A 16,779-nucleotide genomic window follows, 5' to 3' on the forward strand; every position below is an offset into this window, starting at 1 on the left:
AGGCCACCAGTACTCAGAGAGGCACACACCAATGAAGGTGAACAAGAGGGGCATCGTCGCCGCCGGCGTCATCGCGATCGTTTCGACTCTTTCCCTTGCCGGTTGCTCGACCGCGACGAACGGCGATGACTCGTCGGGCGCCGAGAGCGGCGGAACGCTGACCGTCTGGGTCGACGCCGAGCGCGTCGATGCGCTGCAGGGTGCGGCCGACTCCTACGAGGAGAAGACCGGCGTCAAGGTCGAGCTCGTCGGCAAGTCCGTCGACGACATGAAGGACGACTTCATCCAGCAGGTGCCGACCGGCAAGGGCCCCGATGTCGTCATGGGCGCCCACGACTGGCTCGGCGAGCTGTCGACCAACGGTGTCGTCGCGCCGCTCGAACTCGGCGACTCGTCGGCGGACTACCTGCCCGTCGCCCTCCAGGCCGCCACCTACGACGGCACGGTCTACATGCTCCCGTACGCGGTCGAGAACATCGCCGTGCTGCGCAACGCCGACATGGTTCCCGAGGCGCCCACGAGCTTCGACGACATGGTCTCGAAGGGCACATTCGTGGTCGAGCAGGGCGCAGAGGGCAACCCGTACCACCTGTACCCGTTCCAGACCGCGTTCGGGGCTCCCGTCTTCGGCACCGACGACTCGGGCAGCTACGACTCGACCGACCTCCAGCTCGGCAGCGACGGCGGCTTCGCCTTCGCCGACTGGCTCGCCGCGCAGGGTGCAGCGGGCACGCTGAACACCGACATCGACGGCGAGATCGCGAAGCAGCAGTTCCTCGACGGCACCGCGGCCTTCTGGCTGACCGGTCCGTGGAACGTGGGCGCGGCCACCGATGCCGGCATCAACGTCGCGATCGACCCCGCCCCCAGCCCCACGGGCGAGACGGCCTCGCCGTTCGCCGGTGTGAAGGGCTTCTTCGTCAGCTCCGAGTCGAAGAACAAGGTCGCCGCGAACGACTTCCTCGTCAACTACATCGGCACCGAAGAGGTCCAGCTCGAGCTGTTCAAGGCCGGGAACGTGCTTCCCGCCCTGACGGCGGCGGCGGACACCGCGGCATCCGACCCGATCATCGCCGGCTTCCAGGCCGTCGGCGCCGACGCCGTGCCGATGCCGGCCATCCCCGCCATGGGCTCGGTCTGGGAGTTCTGGGGTGTCGCAGAAGCGGCGATCATCAACGGCTCGGACCCGAAGACGACGTGGCAGAAGCTCGTCGACGACGTGACCGCGGCGATCAAGTAGCACACAGCACGATCCCTGCCGGGGCGGACGTCGTCCGCCCCGGCAGCTCGACGACGGGGACGAGATGACAGAACTCGCTGAGCCCACGGCTCCATTGAACAAGCGCCAGCGCCAGGCGGCGAGGATCGCCGACGCGGCATCCGGACCGATCGGCTGGATGCTGCTGAAGATCCTGCTGCTGGCGGTCGTCGACGCGATCGCGCTCTATGCGGCGTTCGTGCTCTTCGGTCAGCAGGAGTGGCTGGTGCTCGGCCTCGTCGTGGCCGTCACGGTCCTCGTCAACCACATCTACTTCTCGCGCAAGCGGGTCCCGGCGAAATACCTCACGCCAGGGATCATCTTCCTGATCATCTTCCAGGTGTTCACACTGCTGTACACGGGGTACATCGGCTTCACGAACTACGGCACCGGGCACAACGGCACCAAGGATCAGGCGATTTCCTCGCTCCTGGCCTCCTCGCAGGAGCGGGTCGAGGACTCCGCCACCTACCCCGTGACCGTCGTCGAGCAGTTCGGCACCTACGGCCTCCTCGTCACCGATCCCGAATCCGGCGAGGCGCTGCTCGGCACGGCCGAGCAGCCGTTGGCCGAGGTGGACGCGGACTTCGAGGGCGGCCAGGCGGTCGCGGTCGACGGGTGGAACACGCTCCCGCTCGCGAAGGTCTTCACGCTCTCCTCCGAGCTCGAGAAGCTCTCGGTCCCGTTCAGCGACGACCCGAATGACGGCAGCCTCCGAGCCCCCGACGGGCAGAAGGGGTATCTGTACGTCTCGAGCCTCGAGTACGACGCGGATGCCGACACCATCACCGACACGACGACCGGTGCCGTCTACACCGACACCGGCGAGGGCGCGTTCACCGCCGAGGACGGCGCGGAGCTTCTGCCCGGATGGCAGACGACGGTCGGCCTCGACAACTTCGCGCGCGCGATCACCGACGAGTCCATCCGCGGACCCCTCATCTCGGTGACGATCTGGACCTTCGTCTTCGCGCTGCTCTCGGTCGCGACGACGTTCTTCCTCGGGCTCCTGCTCGCACTGGTCTTCAACAACACGCGGATGCGGTTCCGCAACGGCTACCGCATCATCCTGATCCTCCCGTACGCGTTCCCCGCGTTCCTCTCTGCGCTGGTCTGGGCGGGCATGATGAACGAGAGCTTCGGCTTCATCAATCAGGTGATCTTCGGCGGGGCGGACATCCCGTGGCTCACCGATCCGAACCTCGCCAAGGTGTCGGTGCTCCTGGTGAACCTCTGGCTCGGATTCCCGTACATGTTCCTGGTCTGCATGGGGGCGCTGCAGGGCATCCCCGAGGACGTGAACGAGGCCGCCGTGATGGATGGTGCGAACCCCTGGCAGGTGTTCCGCCGTATCAAGCTGCCGCTGCTGCTCGTCACCGTCGCACCGCTGCTGATCTCGTCGTTCGCGTTCAACTTCAACAACTTCAACCTGATCTACATGCTGACCAAGGGCGGACCCCGGTTCGACGATGTGAGCATCCCCGTCGGACACACCGACATCCTGATCTCGATGGTCTACAAGGTGGCGTTCACGGGGCAGTCCCGGGACTACGGCCTCGCATCCGCGTTCACGATCCTGATCTTCATCGTGGTCGCGACGATCTCGATCATCAGCTTCCGCAAGACCAAGGCCCTCGAGGAGCTGAACTGACATGAGCACCACGGATACGCGCGCCGCCGCACCCGTCACGGTCGAGCGGAATCTCGGCCCCCGTCTTCGCTCGATCGGCGCCTGGTTCGCCGACACCGGGTGGCGCCATGTCGTCGCCATCATCGTCAGCGCGTTCGCGCTGTTCCCGCTTCTCTATGTCGTGTCGGCGTCCCTGAACCCGCGCGGCACCCTGACGGGATCCAACCAGCTGTTCTCCGCGTTCGGCATCGACAGCTATGTGCGCATCCTCAGCGATCCGCAGAACCCGTACGGCCTGTGGTTCCTGAACACCCTGATCATCGCGGTGGTCACCGGAGCCGCGACCGTCTTCATCGGAGCTCTCGCGGCATATGCCTTCTCGCGCATGCGCTTCGCCGGCCGTCGCATCGGGCTCGTCACGATCGTGGTCGTCCAGATGTTCCCGCAGCTGCTCGCCGTGGTCGCGATCTTCCTGCTGATGTCGACGCTGGGCGACTGGTTCCCGGCCATCGGTCTGAACACGCACACCGGGCTCATCCTCGTGTACCTCGGCGGCGCCCTCGGGGTGAACACCTACCTGATGTACGGCTTCTTCAACACCCTGCCGATGGAGCTCGACGAGGCGGCCCGCATCGACGGCGCGGGTCATGCGCGGATCTTCTTCACGATGATCCTGCCGCTGGTGGCGCCGATCCTCGCGGTGGTCGCGCTGCTGTCGTTCATCGGCACGGTGAACGAGTACGTGATCGCGAGCGTCATGCTCGTCGACGTCGAGCAGCAGACCCTCGTGGTCGGCCTCACCAAGCTCGTCGCGAACCCGCGGTACGCAGACTGGTCGGCGTTCTCGGCCGGCGCCGTGATGGCGGCCGTTCCGGTGATGATCCTGTTCCTCTTCCTGCAGCGGTACATCGTGGGCGGTCTGACGGCGGGCGCGACGAAGGGCTGATCCTCCGTCCTCCCGGCGCAGGCGCCGAGCGGGAGGATGCGGCTATCGGTAGCGTGCGTGACATGCTACCTTGTGATGCATGACAGCTGACATCGGCGCGCAGATGCGCAAGGGCGTCGTCGAGTACTGCGTGCTCGGCCTGCTCTCGCGCGAGCCCATGTACGGCTGGCAGCTGTCCGACGAGCTCACCCGCGCGGGGCTCATCGCCAGCATCGGCACGCTCTACCCCCTGTTGGGGCGGCTGCGCGACAACGGCTGGGTCAGCACCTTCGACCTGCCGTCGGAGAGCGGACCGGTGCGCAAGTACTACCGGCTCACGGATGCGGGGACCGAGCAGCTCGCCCGGTTCCGCGCGCAGTGGGCACCGTTCGCCCGTGTGGTCACGGGCATCGTGGGAGAGGGAAGATCATGACCCGGACCAGTGCTGACAGCCTGCGCGACGACTATCTCGCGCGGCTCGACGAGGCCATGCGCGGACTGCCGCACGGTGTGGCCGCCGACATCCGAGGCGGTATCGCCGAGGAGCTCGACGGGCTCGATCCCGCCCAGACGGCCGAGCGGATCGGGCGCCTGGGCGACCCTGGCGCCATCGCCAGGGAGGCCCACGACGCATGGCGCGGAGAACGCGTGGGGGAGGATGCGGTCGCGCCGGTGCCCCGCGTGCCGGCGACGAGCACGCGAGGGTACGCGATCGCGGCGGCCCTCACGCTGAGCTTCGGCGGCATCGTGCTGCCGATCGTCGGGTGGTTCGTCGGCGCGGTGCTGGTGAGCCTCAGCAGCCTGTGGAAGACGGGGGAGAAGGTCATCGCCATCGTCGTCCCCTTCGCGCTGTGCACGCTCTCCGGCATCCTCATCTCCGGGCTGGGCTTCGCCAGCTGGTCGAGCAGCGGCAGCTCGACCGGCAGCGGCACGGGTGGCGGCGCGGAGGTCATGAACCCTCTCCTGCCCACCTGGTACGACCTGATCTGGTTCGGAGTGATCGCGCTCGGCATCATCCTCGTCCCGCTCTCGGGTCTCTGGCTGCTGTGGCGACTTCGCGGCCGCACCGCGCGCTGACGAGGGGATCGTCGTCGGCGTTGCGCCGGGCGACCGCCTGATCCTGGCTCTAGCCTGAAGGCATGACACGGGTCGCGGGGCGCAACGTGGCGATCAGCTGGATCGCCGGTGTGATGTGTGCCGGGGTGGTCGCCGCCCTGGTCTGGTTCTCGATGCCGATGATGCCCGTCATGACCGCCTTCGTCGGTGACGCGCTCCGCTCCGTCCTCCCCTGACACGCCCGACGTGCCGCCGCCGCCCGATCCGAGGCGGCTCACGGGCTGGGCGACACGTCGGCACGCCTCCCTCGGGGCGCGGGGGCGCGGCGGTAACCTCTCAGAGCACACATCCGATGAGAGGCGCACCCCATGAGTGACCCCGAGGTTCCCCAGCCCGAGCGGCCGAAGGACGTCAACGACGTCGTCGACAGCGCGAATGCTGGACTCGACGCCGCCGCCGCAGCGGGTGCCGGTGTTCCCGGCGCGCCCGCGAACACCGCCGACGAGACGCCCGCCGTCACGACGAGTCCTGCTGTCGACCCCGACCTGGCCGCGTTCGAAGCCGCTGAGAACGAGCACCCCGGCACCTTCGCGACTCCGGAGCTGAACGACCCGAAGTACCTCGACGACGACACCACGACGACCGCGTCGTCGTGGAACTCCGATGCCGATGCCACCGCCGTGTACACGCCGCCGGCCGCATACGGTTCGTCCGCCCTCGCGGGATCCGCGTACTCGTCGGCCGACGACACCGAGACGCGCATCGTGCCCTCGGAGCCCGCCGCCGCCGAGCCGGTGGTCGCGCCGACCCAGCAGCAGCAGCCGATCTTCGTGCAGGCCCCCGAGCCTCCGCGCGAGCGTGGCAACCGCGGAACCGCAGGAGGCATCGGCCTTCTCGCCACGCTCGCCTTCGCGATCCTGTACCTGGGCGCGACGCTCGGACTCGGCGCCTTCGCCGGCGACGTCACGACCGAGAACATCGGCGAAGCCGCGTTGGCGCCGCTCACGACCTGGGGCTTCTGGGTTCCCGTCGTCGTGTTCTTCCTCGGGTTCTGGCTGCTCGGCGCCTTCATCAACCGCGGACGCTGGGGCCTCTGGGTCGTGTTCGGCATCATCGTCGGGCTGATCGCCTACGGCGGCCACATCCTCGGCGCGCTGTTCGAAGCCCCGTTCTGGCTGCTCACCGCTCGCGAGGGCAACGATCTCGTGGGTGCGCAGCTGTTCCACCCGCTGGCGATCGCCGCATTCGTGTTCGCCCGCGAGCTCACGATCTGGTTCGGAGCCTGGGTCGCCCGCAGCGGCGCCCGCAAGACCGAGCTCAACGCCGAGGCGCAGCGCGAGTATGAGCGCACGCTCGAGGCCGGCCCGACGCTGTCGAGGTAGTCACGACCATGTCATCGTCGAACCCCCGCGGACCCGAGTCCGCGGGGGTTTCTGCTCTTCTGGCGCTGGTGCTCGCGACCATCAGCTTCTTCGCCCTCGCTGTCTTCGGACTCGGCGCCGTCAGCATCGTGACCGACAGCGACATCATCTCGGCCCCCGGGCTCGGGCAGGTGCCGGGCGCGGTCGGGATGCTGGTCGCCGTGATCGCCTTCGCGCTCGGGCTCTGGCTCGCCCTGCGGCGACCGCGTCCGTCGTTCCTGGCTGTCCCCGGCATCGCGGTCGGTACGGCCCTGGCTCATCTGATCGCCGTCTGGATCGGCGTGGCCATGGCGCGAGGCGACCTCATCGTCGCGACGGCGGTCGCCGGCGACCTCGTCCGAGGGGGAGCGAGCGCGGTGCTGCTGGCCGCCGCCGCGGTGGCGGCCTGGGGCGGTATCGCGCTCCGGCGCACCCGCGCGGAGCATCCTCGGTGGCCGTGGGAGCGCGACGACGAGGAGTGACGCCCCGCCGTCATGCCGGAAATCGGCGTGGAGAGGCCGCGCGCCCCGTACGCTCTACGTGTGGAGCGCTCGTTGGAGACGCAGGTCGACCAGGCCGTCGAGGCCTGGCTGCGCTGGGTGCCCCGGTGGGAGCCGGCCACCCACCGCGGAAGGGTCGCGCCGTGCCGGAGGTGTCTGGGTTCCCCGATCCTCTCGGCGGCGGGCATCGGAGCCAACACGCCGCACGGCGTGCAGCACGGACTGTCGACGCGGATCAAGACGATCGTCGATCACGCGGTGGCCGAGTACACGGCGAGGAACCTGCCGATGCTGCAGCGCGAACTCGATCAGCAGGCCGCCCGCAACCGTGCTCGCAGCTACCGCCCGGCCGACGGTCTCGATCCGGAGTTCGACGGCCTGCCGCTGGACCCGGAACCCGTTCCCGGAGCCCCGTTCCTCTTCACGATCGCCGGTCTCGCAGACGACGCGACAGCAGACCTTCCGCCCCTCCCTCCGCTGAGCGATGAGGCCAAGGTCGCGCTGCGCCAGGAGGTCGCACTCGCCGACGAGTACGCGAACATGGTGGGCCGCGAGATCTGCACCATGCTGCTGCGTCATCGCATCTACATCCAGGCGGCGATCTCTCAGCATGTCGAACCCCAGATCGAGGCACTGCTCGCCGAGCTCACCGACTCGCTCGATTCTCCGTTCGACCCCGATCAGTCCTAGTTCCTGAGTCCCGAGCGGCGCGGCCGGAGCCGGCGCTCTGCGTCAGCCTGCGGATCCGCTGAGAGACGTCCGCGCGACTGGCGGCGGGAGCAGCCTGTGGGTATCGTTTTTCGATAGATACCCATTGGCGATCGATAGGGCTACCCATGCATCCTCGTGTCTCTCGCGTTCTCAAGGCGCTGATCATCGTCCTGCTCGGACTGCTCCTGGCCAGCCAGACCCTGGTCATCCCCGAGGTCGCCCGTATCACCGCGATCCGCAATCCCGACGTCGCGCAGCTCGAGGTCCCGGGGATCATCGGCGCGGTGGTCTTCATCGCCCTGATCGAGGTGACGCTCGTCTGCATCTGGTTCCTTCTCTCGCTCGTGCAGGAGGATCGCATCTTCCGCGTCGAGGCGTTCCGGTACGTCGACATCATCCTCGGCGCTCTCGTCGCGGCCGGCGCGATCATCCTCGTCTCGTACATCGTGATCGTCGCCAGTCGGGCCGTCTCGCTGTCGCTGTCGCTGCTCGCCGTCCTGGGGATCGTCGTGAGCGCTGCACTCGCTCTTCTCGTGGTCGTGCTGCGCGGTCTCCTGCGCAAGGCTCTCGAACTCGAGCAGGACATGTCGGAGGTCGTCTGATGCCGATCGTCATCGACCTCGACGTGCAGCTCGCCATCAAGAAGATGAGCGTGCAGGACTTCGCCGACGCCATCGGCATCACCCCCGCGAACGTGGCGGTGCTCAAGAACGGCCGGGCGAAGGCGGTGCGCTTCACGACTCTCGAGGCGATCTGCCGCGTGCTCGACTGCCAGCCGGGCGACATCCTGCGGTGGGTCCCCGAGTCCGGGGAGCAGTGATGAGCGTCACATCCATGAACCGGTCGGGTGCGTCCGCGCCGTCGACCACCTGGGGCGAGTCCGTCGCCCTGCGGCTTCTCGACGGCACGACCTGTCCGGTGTGCACGGGGGTGCTGGTCGACGGATGCTGCAATCGATGCCGCTCCGACCTGCGCGGCGCCATCGGGATCGAGGTGTGGAACGCGTCGCTCGCCGCCGCGACGGCGATGCGCGCTCGCGACGCCGTGCTGGAGCGTGTCCCCGTGGTGTGGGCGTCAGCCGACATGGCGACCGCGTCCGTGGCGGATCACGCGTCGTCGCCCCGGGCATCCGCCGTCGGGCCGGGGGTGAGCGTCGACGGATCGTCGACGCTCTCCGCGGAACCCCCGCAGCCTCCGCCGGGTTCGTCCAAAACCGGCTCGGCGGCATCGCCGCAGAGCAGCGCCACGCTCCAGTCGGTTCTCGCGACCGCGGGAGCGGGGCTGTTCGCGGTGGCGGCGATCGTGTTCACCTACTTCAACCCCGACCTCGCCGATCGCGCTCTGCGCAGCGTCATCGTCGGTCTCATCACCCTGCTGTTCCTCGGGGGAGCCTGGCTGCTGTCCCGCCGGGGCCTGCGCTTCTCCGCCGAGGCGGTGGGCGGCCTCGGACTGGTCTTCGCGGGGCTCGACGTGCACGCGATCGCCCAGCTCGCCGCACCGGAGGTCGACCCCTGGCTCACGGCCGCTGTCGTGTCGGCCGTCGCCGCGATCGTGATGCGGGGTGCCGGCGCGCAACGCGGGATCAGGGTCTGGCAGTGGACCGCGGTGGTCACGCTGGCGCTCATCCCGGGCATGCTGGGTGCGGCGGGAGCGACGACGCTCGCGGGCGTGGCGGGCGCCGTCGGGGTCGCCTTCGCCGCGGCGGCGATCATCGAGTGGATGCGTCCGCCGAACGTCGAGCGCATCACCCTCGTGGTCGTGCAGTTGATCGCGAGTGCGAGCGCCCTCGTGCGGGTGTGGCGGATCGATCTCGGGAGCGAGACGGCGTTCCTGCTCGCCGTGAGCGGGCTGCTCGCGCTGATCGCGGTGCACGCCGTGATCGCGGCTCGACGAGTGCTCGGTCCTCTGTGGGCATATGTCGCGGGGGCGACGGGATCCGCGGCGGGCGTGCTTCTCGTGTACGCCATCCCCGGCATCCGGGCGCTCGAGGTCTCGTGGCACTTCGCGATCATCCCGGCTGCGGCCTCGGTCATGCTCGTGCTGATCGGCGCGGTCGTTCCGCTCCCCGCACGGGTCCCCCGCGGGTTCGTGGCCGGGGGAGTGCTGTCGGTGCTCGCGCTGCCGGCCCTCGCTCTCCTCGCCGCGGCGGTGATCACCGGTATGACCACCGTCGGCGGGTTCCTCCGACAGGCGGACGAGGCGGATGCCGTCGGCATCGCCGGTGCGGGGGCACCTCTCGGGCTCGCGGCCGTCTGCGTCGGTCTCCTCGTGTTCGGTCGTCTCGCACGCGGCCGCGACGGCATCCGGTCACTGGCTGTGTCGTCGGCGCGGCTGTCGCTCGTGTCCGGCGCGCTCGCGGTGCTGGTTCTCGGCTGCAGCGGACTGCTGGTGCTGCCTGCCGCCGTCGCCGTCCTGACGGGTGCGGTCGTCGCGGCCGCGGCGGTGATGACGCGGACACCGGAGCGCACTGCGGGCAGAGGCATCGTGCCTCTCCTGCTCATCGGCGCATATCTCGCCCTCGTCGCCTCGGTGATCATCGCCTGGCGCGATGCATCCGCCGTCCCGCTCGCGGGCATCGCGACGCTGATCGCGCTGGGCGCCCTCGCCGCCGCACCTCCGGCCGCCCGGCGGTTCCTCTCCGTCGGCATCGGCTTCGCCTACGGGCTCGTCCTCGTCGCGACGGCGCTGGGCGAGAGCGGTGTCGGTGGCATCGCCCTCCTGTGCCTGACGGCATCCGCAGGGCTGCTCGTCGCGATCTCGGCGACGTATCTGCCGCGCATCGGTGCGCGTTCCTGGCAGGCGATCCTCGTCGTCTCCGCCGTCCCGTTCGGCATCGGCGTGCTGCAGGTGGTCGAGGAGCGCAGCGGCTGGACCGCGCTCTCGACCGGTCTGATGTTCGTGCTGGCGCTGACGCTGCTGCTCACGCGCCGCCCGGGACTCACACGCCTCGTGCGCACGGCTGCGGCGGGGATGCTCGTGCCGACCCTCGCGGTCCTGGTGGTCTGCCTCGGAGCCCAGCTGCTCGACTCGAGCGGATCGCCCGTGGCTCTCCCGATCGTCGCGGTGCTCGTGGCTCTGGCCCTGGCGTCGTCGACGTCCGTCCGTACAGCGCTCGTCGCGAGAGGACACACGGTGTCGACCGCCGATGCCGCACGTGTCGCGATCGAATCGTCGGCGCTGCTGACCGGGATCATCGCGACGGGCTTGGCGGTCGGCCGCGAGGCGGCAGGATTCGGTACCGCGCTGATCGTGCTCCTCGTCATCGGGATCGGCGCCGTCGCCGCAGCCCTGTTCGCCGGTCGCCGCTACGCCTGGGGTGTCGCCGGTGCGGCATTCACCGGGGCCCTGTGGTGCGTCTGGGGGATCGCCGGCGTCGACCTGCTCGAGGCCTACCTGCTCCCGCCGACGCTGGGTGCCGCACTCGTGGCCGTGTTCCTCACGATCCGCGGCAGCAGGGCGACCGCGCTCTTCGTCGCGGGGCTGCTCGCCGCGATCGGACCGATCCTGGCGATCGTCGCCCTCATCGAACCGGATGCCGTCAGCCAGCAGGCGGTCTCGTGGCGGGTGGCGGCGCTTCTCGCCGCCGCATGGACGCTGCTCGCGCTCGAGGTCGTGGTGCGTCGGGCGCACCCCGGCTCGCGGATGCACAGACTTCGGGCGCTGCGGATCCCGACGCTCGTCGCGGCGGGTCTCGCGGCGGTCGCCGGGCCCCTCCAGGGCATCCGCATCGGACTCGGATGGGACTTCGCACGCCTGCACGGGCTCGGGCTCTTCCTCGCCTGCATCGGCGTGAGCGCGATGGGCGCCCTCGTGCTCGCACTCGCCGCTCGCGCGATCCGCACCGCTGCGGGGGAGAGCGCGCCTCTGCGGACGACGCGGTGGCTGGGGGCGCCGGCCGCCCTCGCGCTCGCCGCGGGCACCTGGACCGCGATCGAGCGCGACTGGCTCTCGATCTGGCCCATGTGGATGCTGATGCTCGGCTACCTGATCGCGATGGTCGCGACCGCCCGCACGGGGACTCGGGGAGGAACGACCGCCCCGCCGGTGTGGTTCCTCTTCTCGATCGCGTTCGTGACGGCCGTCGTGGCGTGGAGCCCGCGCGATCTGCGGGTCGAGTGGTTCTCGCTTCCGCTCGGCGCATTCCTCCTCGCTGCCGGTGCGCTCGCGCTGCGACGGAACCCCGATGAACGGCCGGTACGACGAGGAACTCCGAACAGCTGGCCCGCCGGCTGGACCGGGTCGTGGGCGCTGCTCGCGCCGGGCATCGTCACGATGATGATCGCGTCGATCGTCTCGACGTTCACCGATCCGCTCACCTGGAGGGCCATCCTCGTGATGGTGCTCGCGCTCGCAGCGATCCTGATCGGATCCCGCGAGCGACTCGCCGCCCCGTTCGTGCTCGGACTCGTCGTGCTGCCGATCGAGAACGTGTTCGTCTTCTCCGTGCAGATCGGCCGCGGGGTCGAATCGATGCCCTGGTGGATCACGCTCGCGGTCATGGGAGCGGTGCTCCTCATCATCGCCGTGACGGCCGAACGCCGCACGGGGGAGAGTGGCGGCGTGGCTGCGCGCATGAGGGATCTCCGGTGACCTGGGCGCGGCGAAGCCGACTCTCATTTGACCGCCACGTTACGCGGCATTACACTTGATCAGGTGTGTGCACGTCTCGACGTGCGCGCTGGGCGTCGGCTCCATGGCCGGTCCGCCCCCACGGCATACCCACCACCACAAAAGCTCGTCGGTTCCGGCGTGCCGGTGGGTCATGATGTGAAACCCATCACGCTGTCACCGTGCAGCATTATGAGGAGAGAACGTGCCAACCATTCAGCAGTTGGTTCGCAAGGGTCGCTCGCCCAAGGTCACGAAGACCAAGGCGCCCGCACTCAAGTCGAACCCGCAGCAGGCCGGGGTCTGCACCCGCGTCTACACCACCACCCCGAAGAAGCCGAACTCGGCGATGCGCAAGGTCGCTCGTGTGAAGCTCCGCAACGGCTCCGAGGTCACCGCGTACATCCCGGGTGAGGGTCACAACCTTCAGGAGCACTCGCTCGTGCTCGTCCGTGGTGGTCGTGTCAAGGACCTCCCCGGTGTTCGTTACAAGATCGTCCGTGGCGCCCTGGACACCCAGGCCGTCAAGAACCGTAAGCAGGCTCGCAGCCGCTACGGCGCGAAGAAGGGCTGAGTCCAATGCCTCGTAAGGGTCCCGCCCCCAAGCGTCCCGTCGTCAACGACCCGGTATACGGCGCTCCGATCGTCAGCCAGCTGGTCAACAAGATCCTGGTCGACGGCAAGAAGTCGCTCGCCGAGTCGATCGTCTACAACGCCCTCAAGGGCGTCGAGGCGAAGAACGGTCAGGATGCCGTCGCCACTCTGAAGAAGGCGCTCGACAACGTGCGCCCGACTCTCGAGGTCAAGAGCCGCCGTGTCGGTGGCTCGACCTACCAGGTTCCGGTCGAGGTCAAGCCTCACCGCGCGAACACCCTCGCGCTGCGCTGGCTCGTCAGCTACGCCAAGGGTCGTCGTGAGAAGACGATGACCGAGCGTCTCCAGAACGAGATCCTCGACGCGTCGAACGGTCTCGGTGCAGCGGTCAAGCGCCGCGAGGACACGCACAAGATGGCCGAGTCGAACCGCGCGTTCGCTCACTACCGCTGGTAACAGCTTCGCCCGCCCCCGATCACACATCGGGGGCGGGCACCCCCCTCTTCGCAGTACGACTGCACGAAAGATAAGGACACTCCTGTGGCACAAGACGTGCTCACCGACCTGAACAAGGTTCGGAACATCGGCATCATGGCTCACATCGATGCTGGCAAGACCACCACGACCGAGCGCATCCTGTTCTACACGGGCGTCAACCACAAGCTCGGCGAGACCCACGACGGTGCATCGACCACCGACTGGATGGAGCAGGAGAAGGAGCGCGGCATCACGATCACGTCTGCCGCCGTGACCTGCTACTGGAACAAGAACCAGATCAACATCATCGACACCCCCGGTCACGTGGACTTCACGGTCGAGGTGGAGCGCTCGCTCCGCGTCCTCGACGGTGCTGTCGCCGTGTTCGACGGCAAGGAGGGCGTCGAGCCCCAGTCCGAGACCGTGTGGCGTCAGGCTGACAAGTACAACGTCCCCCGCATCTGCTTCGTCAACAAGATGGACAAGCTCGGCGCGGACTTCTACTTCACCGTCGACACCATCATCAACCGCCTCGGTGCCAAGCCGCTGGTCATCCAGCTGCCCATCGGTGCGGAGAACGACTTCATCGGCGTCATCGACCTCGTCGAGATGCGTGCGCTCGTCTGGGCCGGTGACTCCAAGGGTGACGTCACCATGGGCGCCTCCTACGAGATCCAGGAGATCCCGGCCGACCTCAAGGAGAAGGCCGACGAGTACCGTCAGCAGCTCCTCGAGACCGTCGCCGAGACCGACGACGCCCTGCTCGAGAAGTTCTTCGGTGGCGAAGAGCTGACCGTCGCCGAGATCAAGGGCGCGATCCGCAAGCTCACCGTGGCTTCCGAGATCTACCCGGTCCTCTGCGGTTCGGCGTTCAAGAACCGTGGCGTCCAGCCGATGCTCGACGCGGTCGTCGACTACCTGCCGAACCCGCTCGACGTGGGCTCGATCCAGGCGCACGACCCCAAGGACTACGACACGATCATCGAGCGTCACCCCGACGCCAAGGACCCGTTCGCCGCTCTCGCGTTCAAGGTCGCGGTGCACCCGTTCTTCGGTCGCCTCACTTACGTGCGCGTCTACTCGGGCCAGCTCGACTCCGGTGCCCAGGTCGTCAACTCGACCAAGGGCAAGAAGGAGCGCATCGGCAAGATCTTCCAGATGCACGCCAACAAGGAGATCCCGGTCCCCTCGGTCACCGCGGGCAACATCTACGCGGTCATCGGTCTGAAGGACACCACCACCGGTGACACCCTGACCGACCCGGCCTCGCCGGTCGTCCTCGAGTCGATGACGTTCCCCGAGCCCGTCATCGAGGTCGCGATCGAGCCGAAGACCAAGGCCGACCAGGAGAAGCTGGGTGTCGCCATCCAGAAGCTCGCTGAAGAGGACCCGACCTTCCGCACGGAGCTCAACCCCGAGACCGGTCAGACGACCATCAAGGGCATGGGCGAGCTGCACCTCGACATCCTCGTCGACCGCATGAAGCGCGAGTTCAACGTCGAGGCGAACGTCGGAAAGCCCCAGGTGGCGTACCGCGAGACGATCCGGAAGGGCGTCGAGAAGTACGACTACACGCACAAGAAGCAGACGGGTGGATCGGGTCAGTTCGCGAAGATCCAGTTCAACATCGAGCCGCTCGACCTCGACGACGAGAAGACGTACGAGTTCGTCAACGCGGTCACCGGTGGTCGCATCCCGCGTGAGTACATCGGCTCGATCGACGCCGGTTTCCAGGACGCGATGAACGTCGGCGTCCTCGCCGGCTACCCGATCGTCGGCGTCAAGGCGACGATCGTCGACGGTGCTGCTCACGACGTCGACTCCTCGGAGATGGCGTTCAAGATCGCAGGATCGATGGGTATGAAGGAAGCCCTGCGTCGGGCGAGCCCGGCGCTCCTCGAGCCGCTCATGGCGGTCGAGGTGCGTACTCCCGAGGAGTACATGGGTGACGTCATCGGTGACCTGAACTCGCGTCGCGGTCAGATCCAGTCGATGGAGGACGCCGCAGGCGTCAAGGTCGTCCGTGCACACGTCCCGCTGTCCGAGATGTTCGGATACATCGGTGACCTGCGCTCGAAGACCTCGGGTCGCGCCGTCTACTCGATGGAGTTCAACAGCTACGCTGAGGTTCCCCGCGCTGTGGCGGACGAGATCGTCCAGAAGCACCAGGGCGGCGAGTAACAACTTCCTGGGAGCCGGGTTCCGGCCCGGCTCCCAGGTCCCCTACAACTTCACATTCCCTCTCTACTAAACTGAGAACCTAACCCGTAGAGACCCGGTCGCAATCCAGTGCCCGGTGACCTCTACACGACGTCCTGAGGAGGACCAAGTGGCTAAGGCCAAGTTCGAGCGGACCAAGCCGCACGTCAACATCGGAACGATCGGTCACGTCGACCACGGCAAGACCACGCTCTCCGCAGCGATCTCGAAGGTGCTTGCTGACAAGTACCCCTCCGACACGAACGTGCAGCGCGACTTCGCTTCCATCGACTCGGCGCCGGAAGAGCGCCAGCGTGGAATCACCATCAACATCTCGCACATCGAGTACGAGACCCCGAAGCGCCACTACGCGCACGTTGACGCTCCCGGCCACGCCGACTACGTCAAGAACATGATCACCGGTGCGGCTCAGATGGACGGCGCGATCCTCGTGGTCGCCGCCACCGACGGCCCCATGGCTCAGACGCGTGAGCACGTTCTGCTCGCCAAGCAGGTCGGCGTTCCGTACCTGCTCGTCGCGCTGAACAAGGCCGACATGGTCGACGACGAGGAGATCCTGGAGCTCGTCGAGCTCGAGGTCTCCGAGCTGCTCGCCTCGCAGGGCTTCGCCGAGGACGCTCCTGTCGTCCGCGTCTCCGCTCTGAAGGCACTCGAGGGTGACGAGAAGTGGACCCAGTCCATCCTCGACCTCATGGAGGCCGTCGACAACAACGTTCCCGACCCCGTGCGCGACAAGGACAAGCCGTTCCTGATGCCCGTCGAGGACGTCTTCACGATCACCGGTCGTGGAACCGTCGTCACCGGCCGCGCCGAGCGTGGCACGCTGGCCATCAACTCCGAGGTCGAGATCGTCGGACTCCGTCCGACCGTCAAGACCACGGTCACGGGTATCGAGATGTTCCACAAGCAGCTCGACGAGGCATGGGCCGGCGAGAACTGCGGTCTCCTGCTCCGTGGCACGAAGCGTGAGGACGTCGAGCGCGGTCAGGTCATCGTCAAGCCGGGTTCGGTCACGCCGCACACCGACTTCGCCGGTACCGCGTACATCCTGTCCAAGGATGAGGGTGGGCGTCACAACCCCTTCTACACGAACTACCGCCCGCAGTTCTACTTCCGCACCACCGACGTCACCGGCGTCATCACGCTGCCTGAGGGCACCGAGATGGTCATGCCCGGCGACACCACCGACGTGACGGTCGAGCTGATCCAGCCGATCGCCATGGAGGAGGGCCTCGGGTTCGCCATCCGTGAGGGTGGACGCACCGTCGGCGCCGGTACGGTCACGAAGATCATCAAGTAAGCATCTGCTTCCTGAAAAAGGGGTCGGACCTTCGGGTCCGGCCCCTTTTTTCGTCCCCTCGACGCGCCGCGCCGGTCTATGTCCTTGAATATAACGCGAA

The 16,779-nt window shown here is 67.8% G+C and carries 16 protein-coding genes; all 16 read left to right on the forward strand.

Translation table 11 applies throughout. The features are described 5' to 3' along the window. Positions 1–31 precede the first annotated feature (31 nt). The 16 genes from ACTJKH_RS00920 to tuf all read left to right on the forward strand — a co-directional run bounded on the left by ACTJKH_RS00920 (position 32) and on the right by tuf (position 16,679). Positions 32–1,240, forward strand: coding sequence for a sugar ABC transporter substrate-binding protein (locus ACTJKH_RS00920; RefSeq protein ID WP_440735421.1), 1,209 nt, complete (start codon positions 32–34; stop codon positions 1,238–1,240). A 64-nt stretch (positions 1,241–1,304) separates the two neighbouring features. After that, positions 1,305–2,909, forward strand: coding sequence for an ABC transporter permease subunit (locus tag ACTJKH_RS00925; protein ID WP_440735422.1), 1,605 nt, complete (start codon positions 1,305–1,307; stop codon positions 2,907–2,909). A gap of 1 nt (position 2,910) precedes the next feature. Beyond that, positions 2,911–3,834, forward strand: a complete 924-nt coding sequence (locus tag ACTJKH_RS00930; RefSeq protein WP_440735423.1) for a sugar ABC transporter permease — start codon at positions 2,911–2,913, stop codon at positions 3,832–3,834. A 79-nt stretch (positions 3,835–3,913) separates the two neighbouring features. Then, positions 3,914–4,246, forward strand: coding sequence for a PadR family transcriptional regulator (locus ACTJKH_RS00935; RefSeq protein WP_210098750.1), 333 nt, complete (start codon positions 3,914–3,916; stop codon positions 4,244–4,246). Then, positions 4,243–4,890 carry an HAAS signaling domain-containing protein gene (locus tag ACTJKH_RS00940; protein WP_440735424.1) on the forward strand — a complete coding sequence of 216 codons (648 nt, stop codon included), beginning with the start codon at positions 4,243–4,245 and terminating at the stop codon, positions 4,888–4,890. Before ACTJKH_RS00935 ends, ACTJKH_RS00940 begins: the two co-directional genes overlap by 4 nt. A 62-nt stretch (positions 4,891–4,952) precedes the next feature. Further along, complete coding sequence (locus ACTJKH_RS00945; protein ID WP_440735425.1) at positions 4,953–5,105, forward strand: hypothetical protein; 153 nt, start codon at positions 4,953–4,955, stop codon at positions 5,103–5,105. Between the two features lie 132 nt (positions 5,106–5,237). Then, complete coding sequence (locus ACTJKH_RS00950) at positions 5,238–6,251, forward strand: ABC transporter (RefSeq protein ID WP_440735426.1); 1,014 nt, start codon at positions 5,238–5,240, stop codon at positions 6,249–6,251. A gap of 8 nt (positions 6,252–6,259) precedes the next feature. Beyond that, positions 6,260–6,751 carry a hypothetical protein gene (locus ACTJKH_RS00955; protein WP_440735427.1) on the forward strand — a complete coding sequence of 164 codons (492 nt, stop codon included), beginning with the start codon at positions 6,260–6,262 and terminating at the stop codon, positions 6,749–6,751. A 60-nt stretch (positions 6,752–6,811) separates the two neighbouring features. Further along, positions 6,812–7,459 carry a spermidine/putrescine ABC transporter substrate-binding protein gene (locus ACTJKH_RS00960; RefSeq protein WP_210098746.1) on the forward strand — a complete coding sequence of 216 codons (648 nt, stop codon included), beginning with the start codon at positions 6,812–6,814 and terminating at the stop codon, positions 7,457–7,459. 146 nt (positions 7,460–7,605) lie between these two features. Continuing rightward, entirely contained in the window at positions 7,606–8,082 is a 477-nt protein-coding gene (locus ACTJKH_RS00965) for a DUF2975 domain-containing protein (RefSeq protein WP_210098745.1), read from the forward strand. Beyond that, positions 8,082–8,300, forward strand: coding sequence for a helix-turn-helix domain-containing protein (locus ACTJKH_RS00970; protein WP_440735428.1), 219 nt, complete (start codon positions 8,082–8,084; stop codon positions 8,298–8,300). Before ACTJKH_RS00965 ends, ACTJKH_RS00970 begins: the two co-directional genes overlap by 1 nt. Next, positions 8,300–12,070: an SCO7613 C-terminal domain-containing membrane protein gene (locus ACTJKH_RS00975; RefSeq protein ID WP_440735429.1), complete on the forward strand. Its 3,771-nt coding sequence runs from the start codon at positions 8,300–8,302 to the stop codon at positions 12,068–12,070. Before ACTJKH_RS00970 ends, ACTJKH_RS00975 begins: the two co-directional genes overlap by 1 nt. Positions 12,071–12,293: 223 nt before the next feature. Then, positions 12,294–12,662: a 30S ribosomal protein S12 gene (rpsL, locus tag ACTJKH_RS00980; protein ID WP_056223944.1), complete on the forward strand. Its 369-nt coding sequence runs from the start codon at positions 12,294–12,296 to the stop codon at positions 12,660–12,662. 5 nt (positions 12,663–12,667) lie between these two features. Further along, positions 12,668–13,138: a 30S ribosomal protein S7 gene (gene rpsG / locus ACTJKH_RS00985; RefSeq protein WP_042538706.1), complete on the forward strand. Its 471-nt coding sequence runs from the start codon at positions 12,668–12,670 to the stop codon at positions 13,136–13,138. Positions 13,139–13,222: 84 nt separating this feature from the next. Further along, on the forward strand, positions 13,223–15,340 hold the full coding sequence (fusA, locus tag ACTJKH_RS00990) for an elongation factor G (RefSeq protein WP_210098742.1): 2,118 nt from the start codon (positions 13,223–13,225) through the stop codon (positions 15,338–15,340). 148 nt (positions 15,341–15,488) lie between these two features. Next, positions 15,489–16,679 (forward strand): elongation factor Tu, encoded by a 1,191-nt coding sequence (gene tuf, locus ACTJKH_RS00995; protein ID WP_053097508.1) that lies wholly within the window; start codon positions 15,489–15,491, stop codon positions 16,677–16,679. The last annotated feature ends 100 nt before the right edge of the window (positions 16,680–16,779 follow it).

Source organism: Microbacterium sp. 22215, from assembly GCF_052045655.1.
Classification (GTDB): domain Bacteria; phylum Actinomycetota; class Actinomycetes; order Actinomycetales; family Microbacteriaceae; genus Microbacterium; species Microbacterium phyllosphaerae.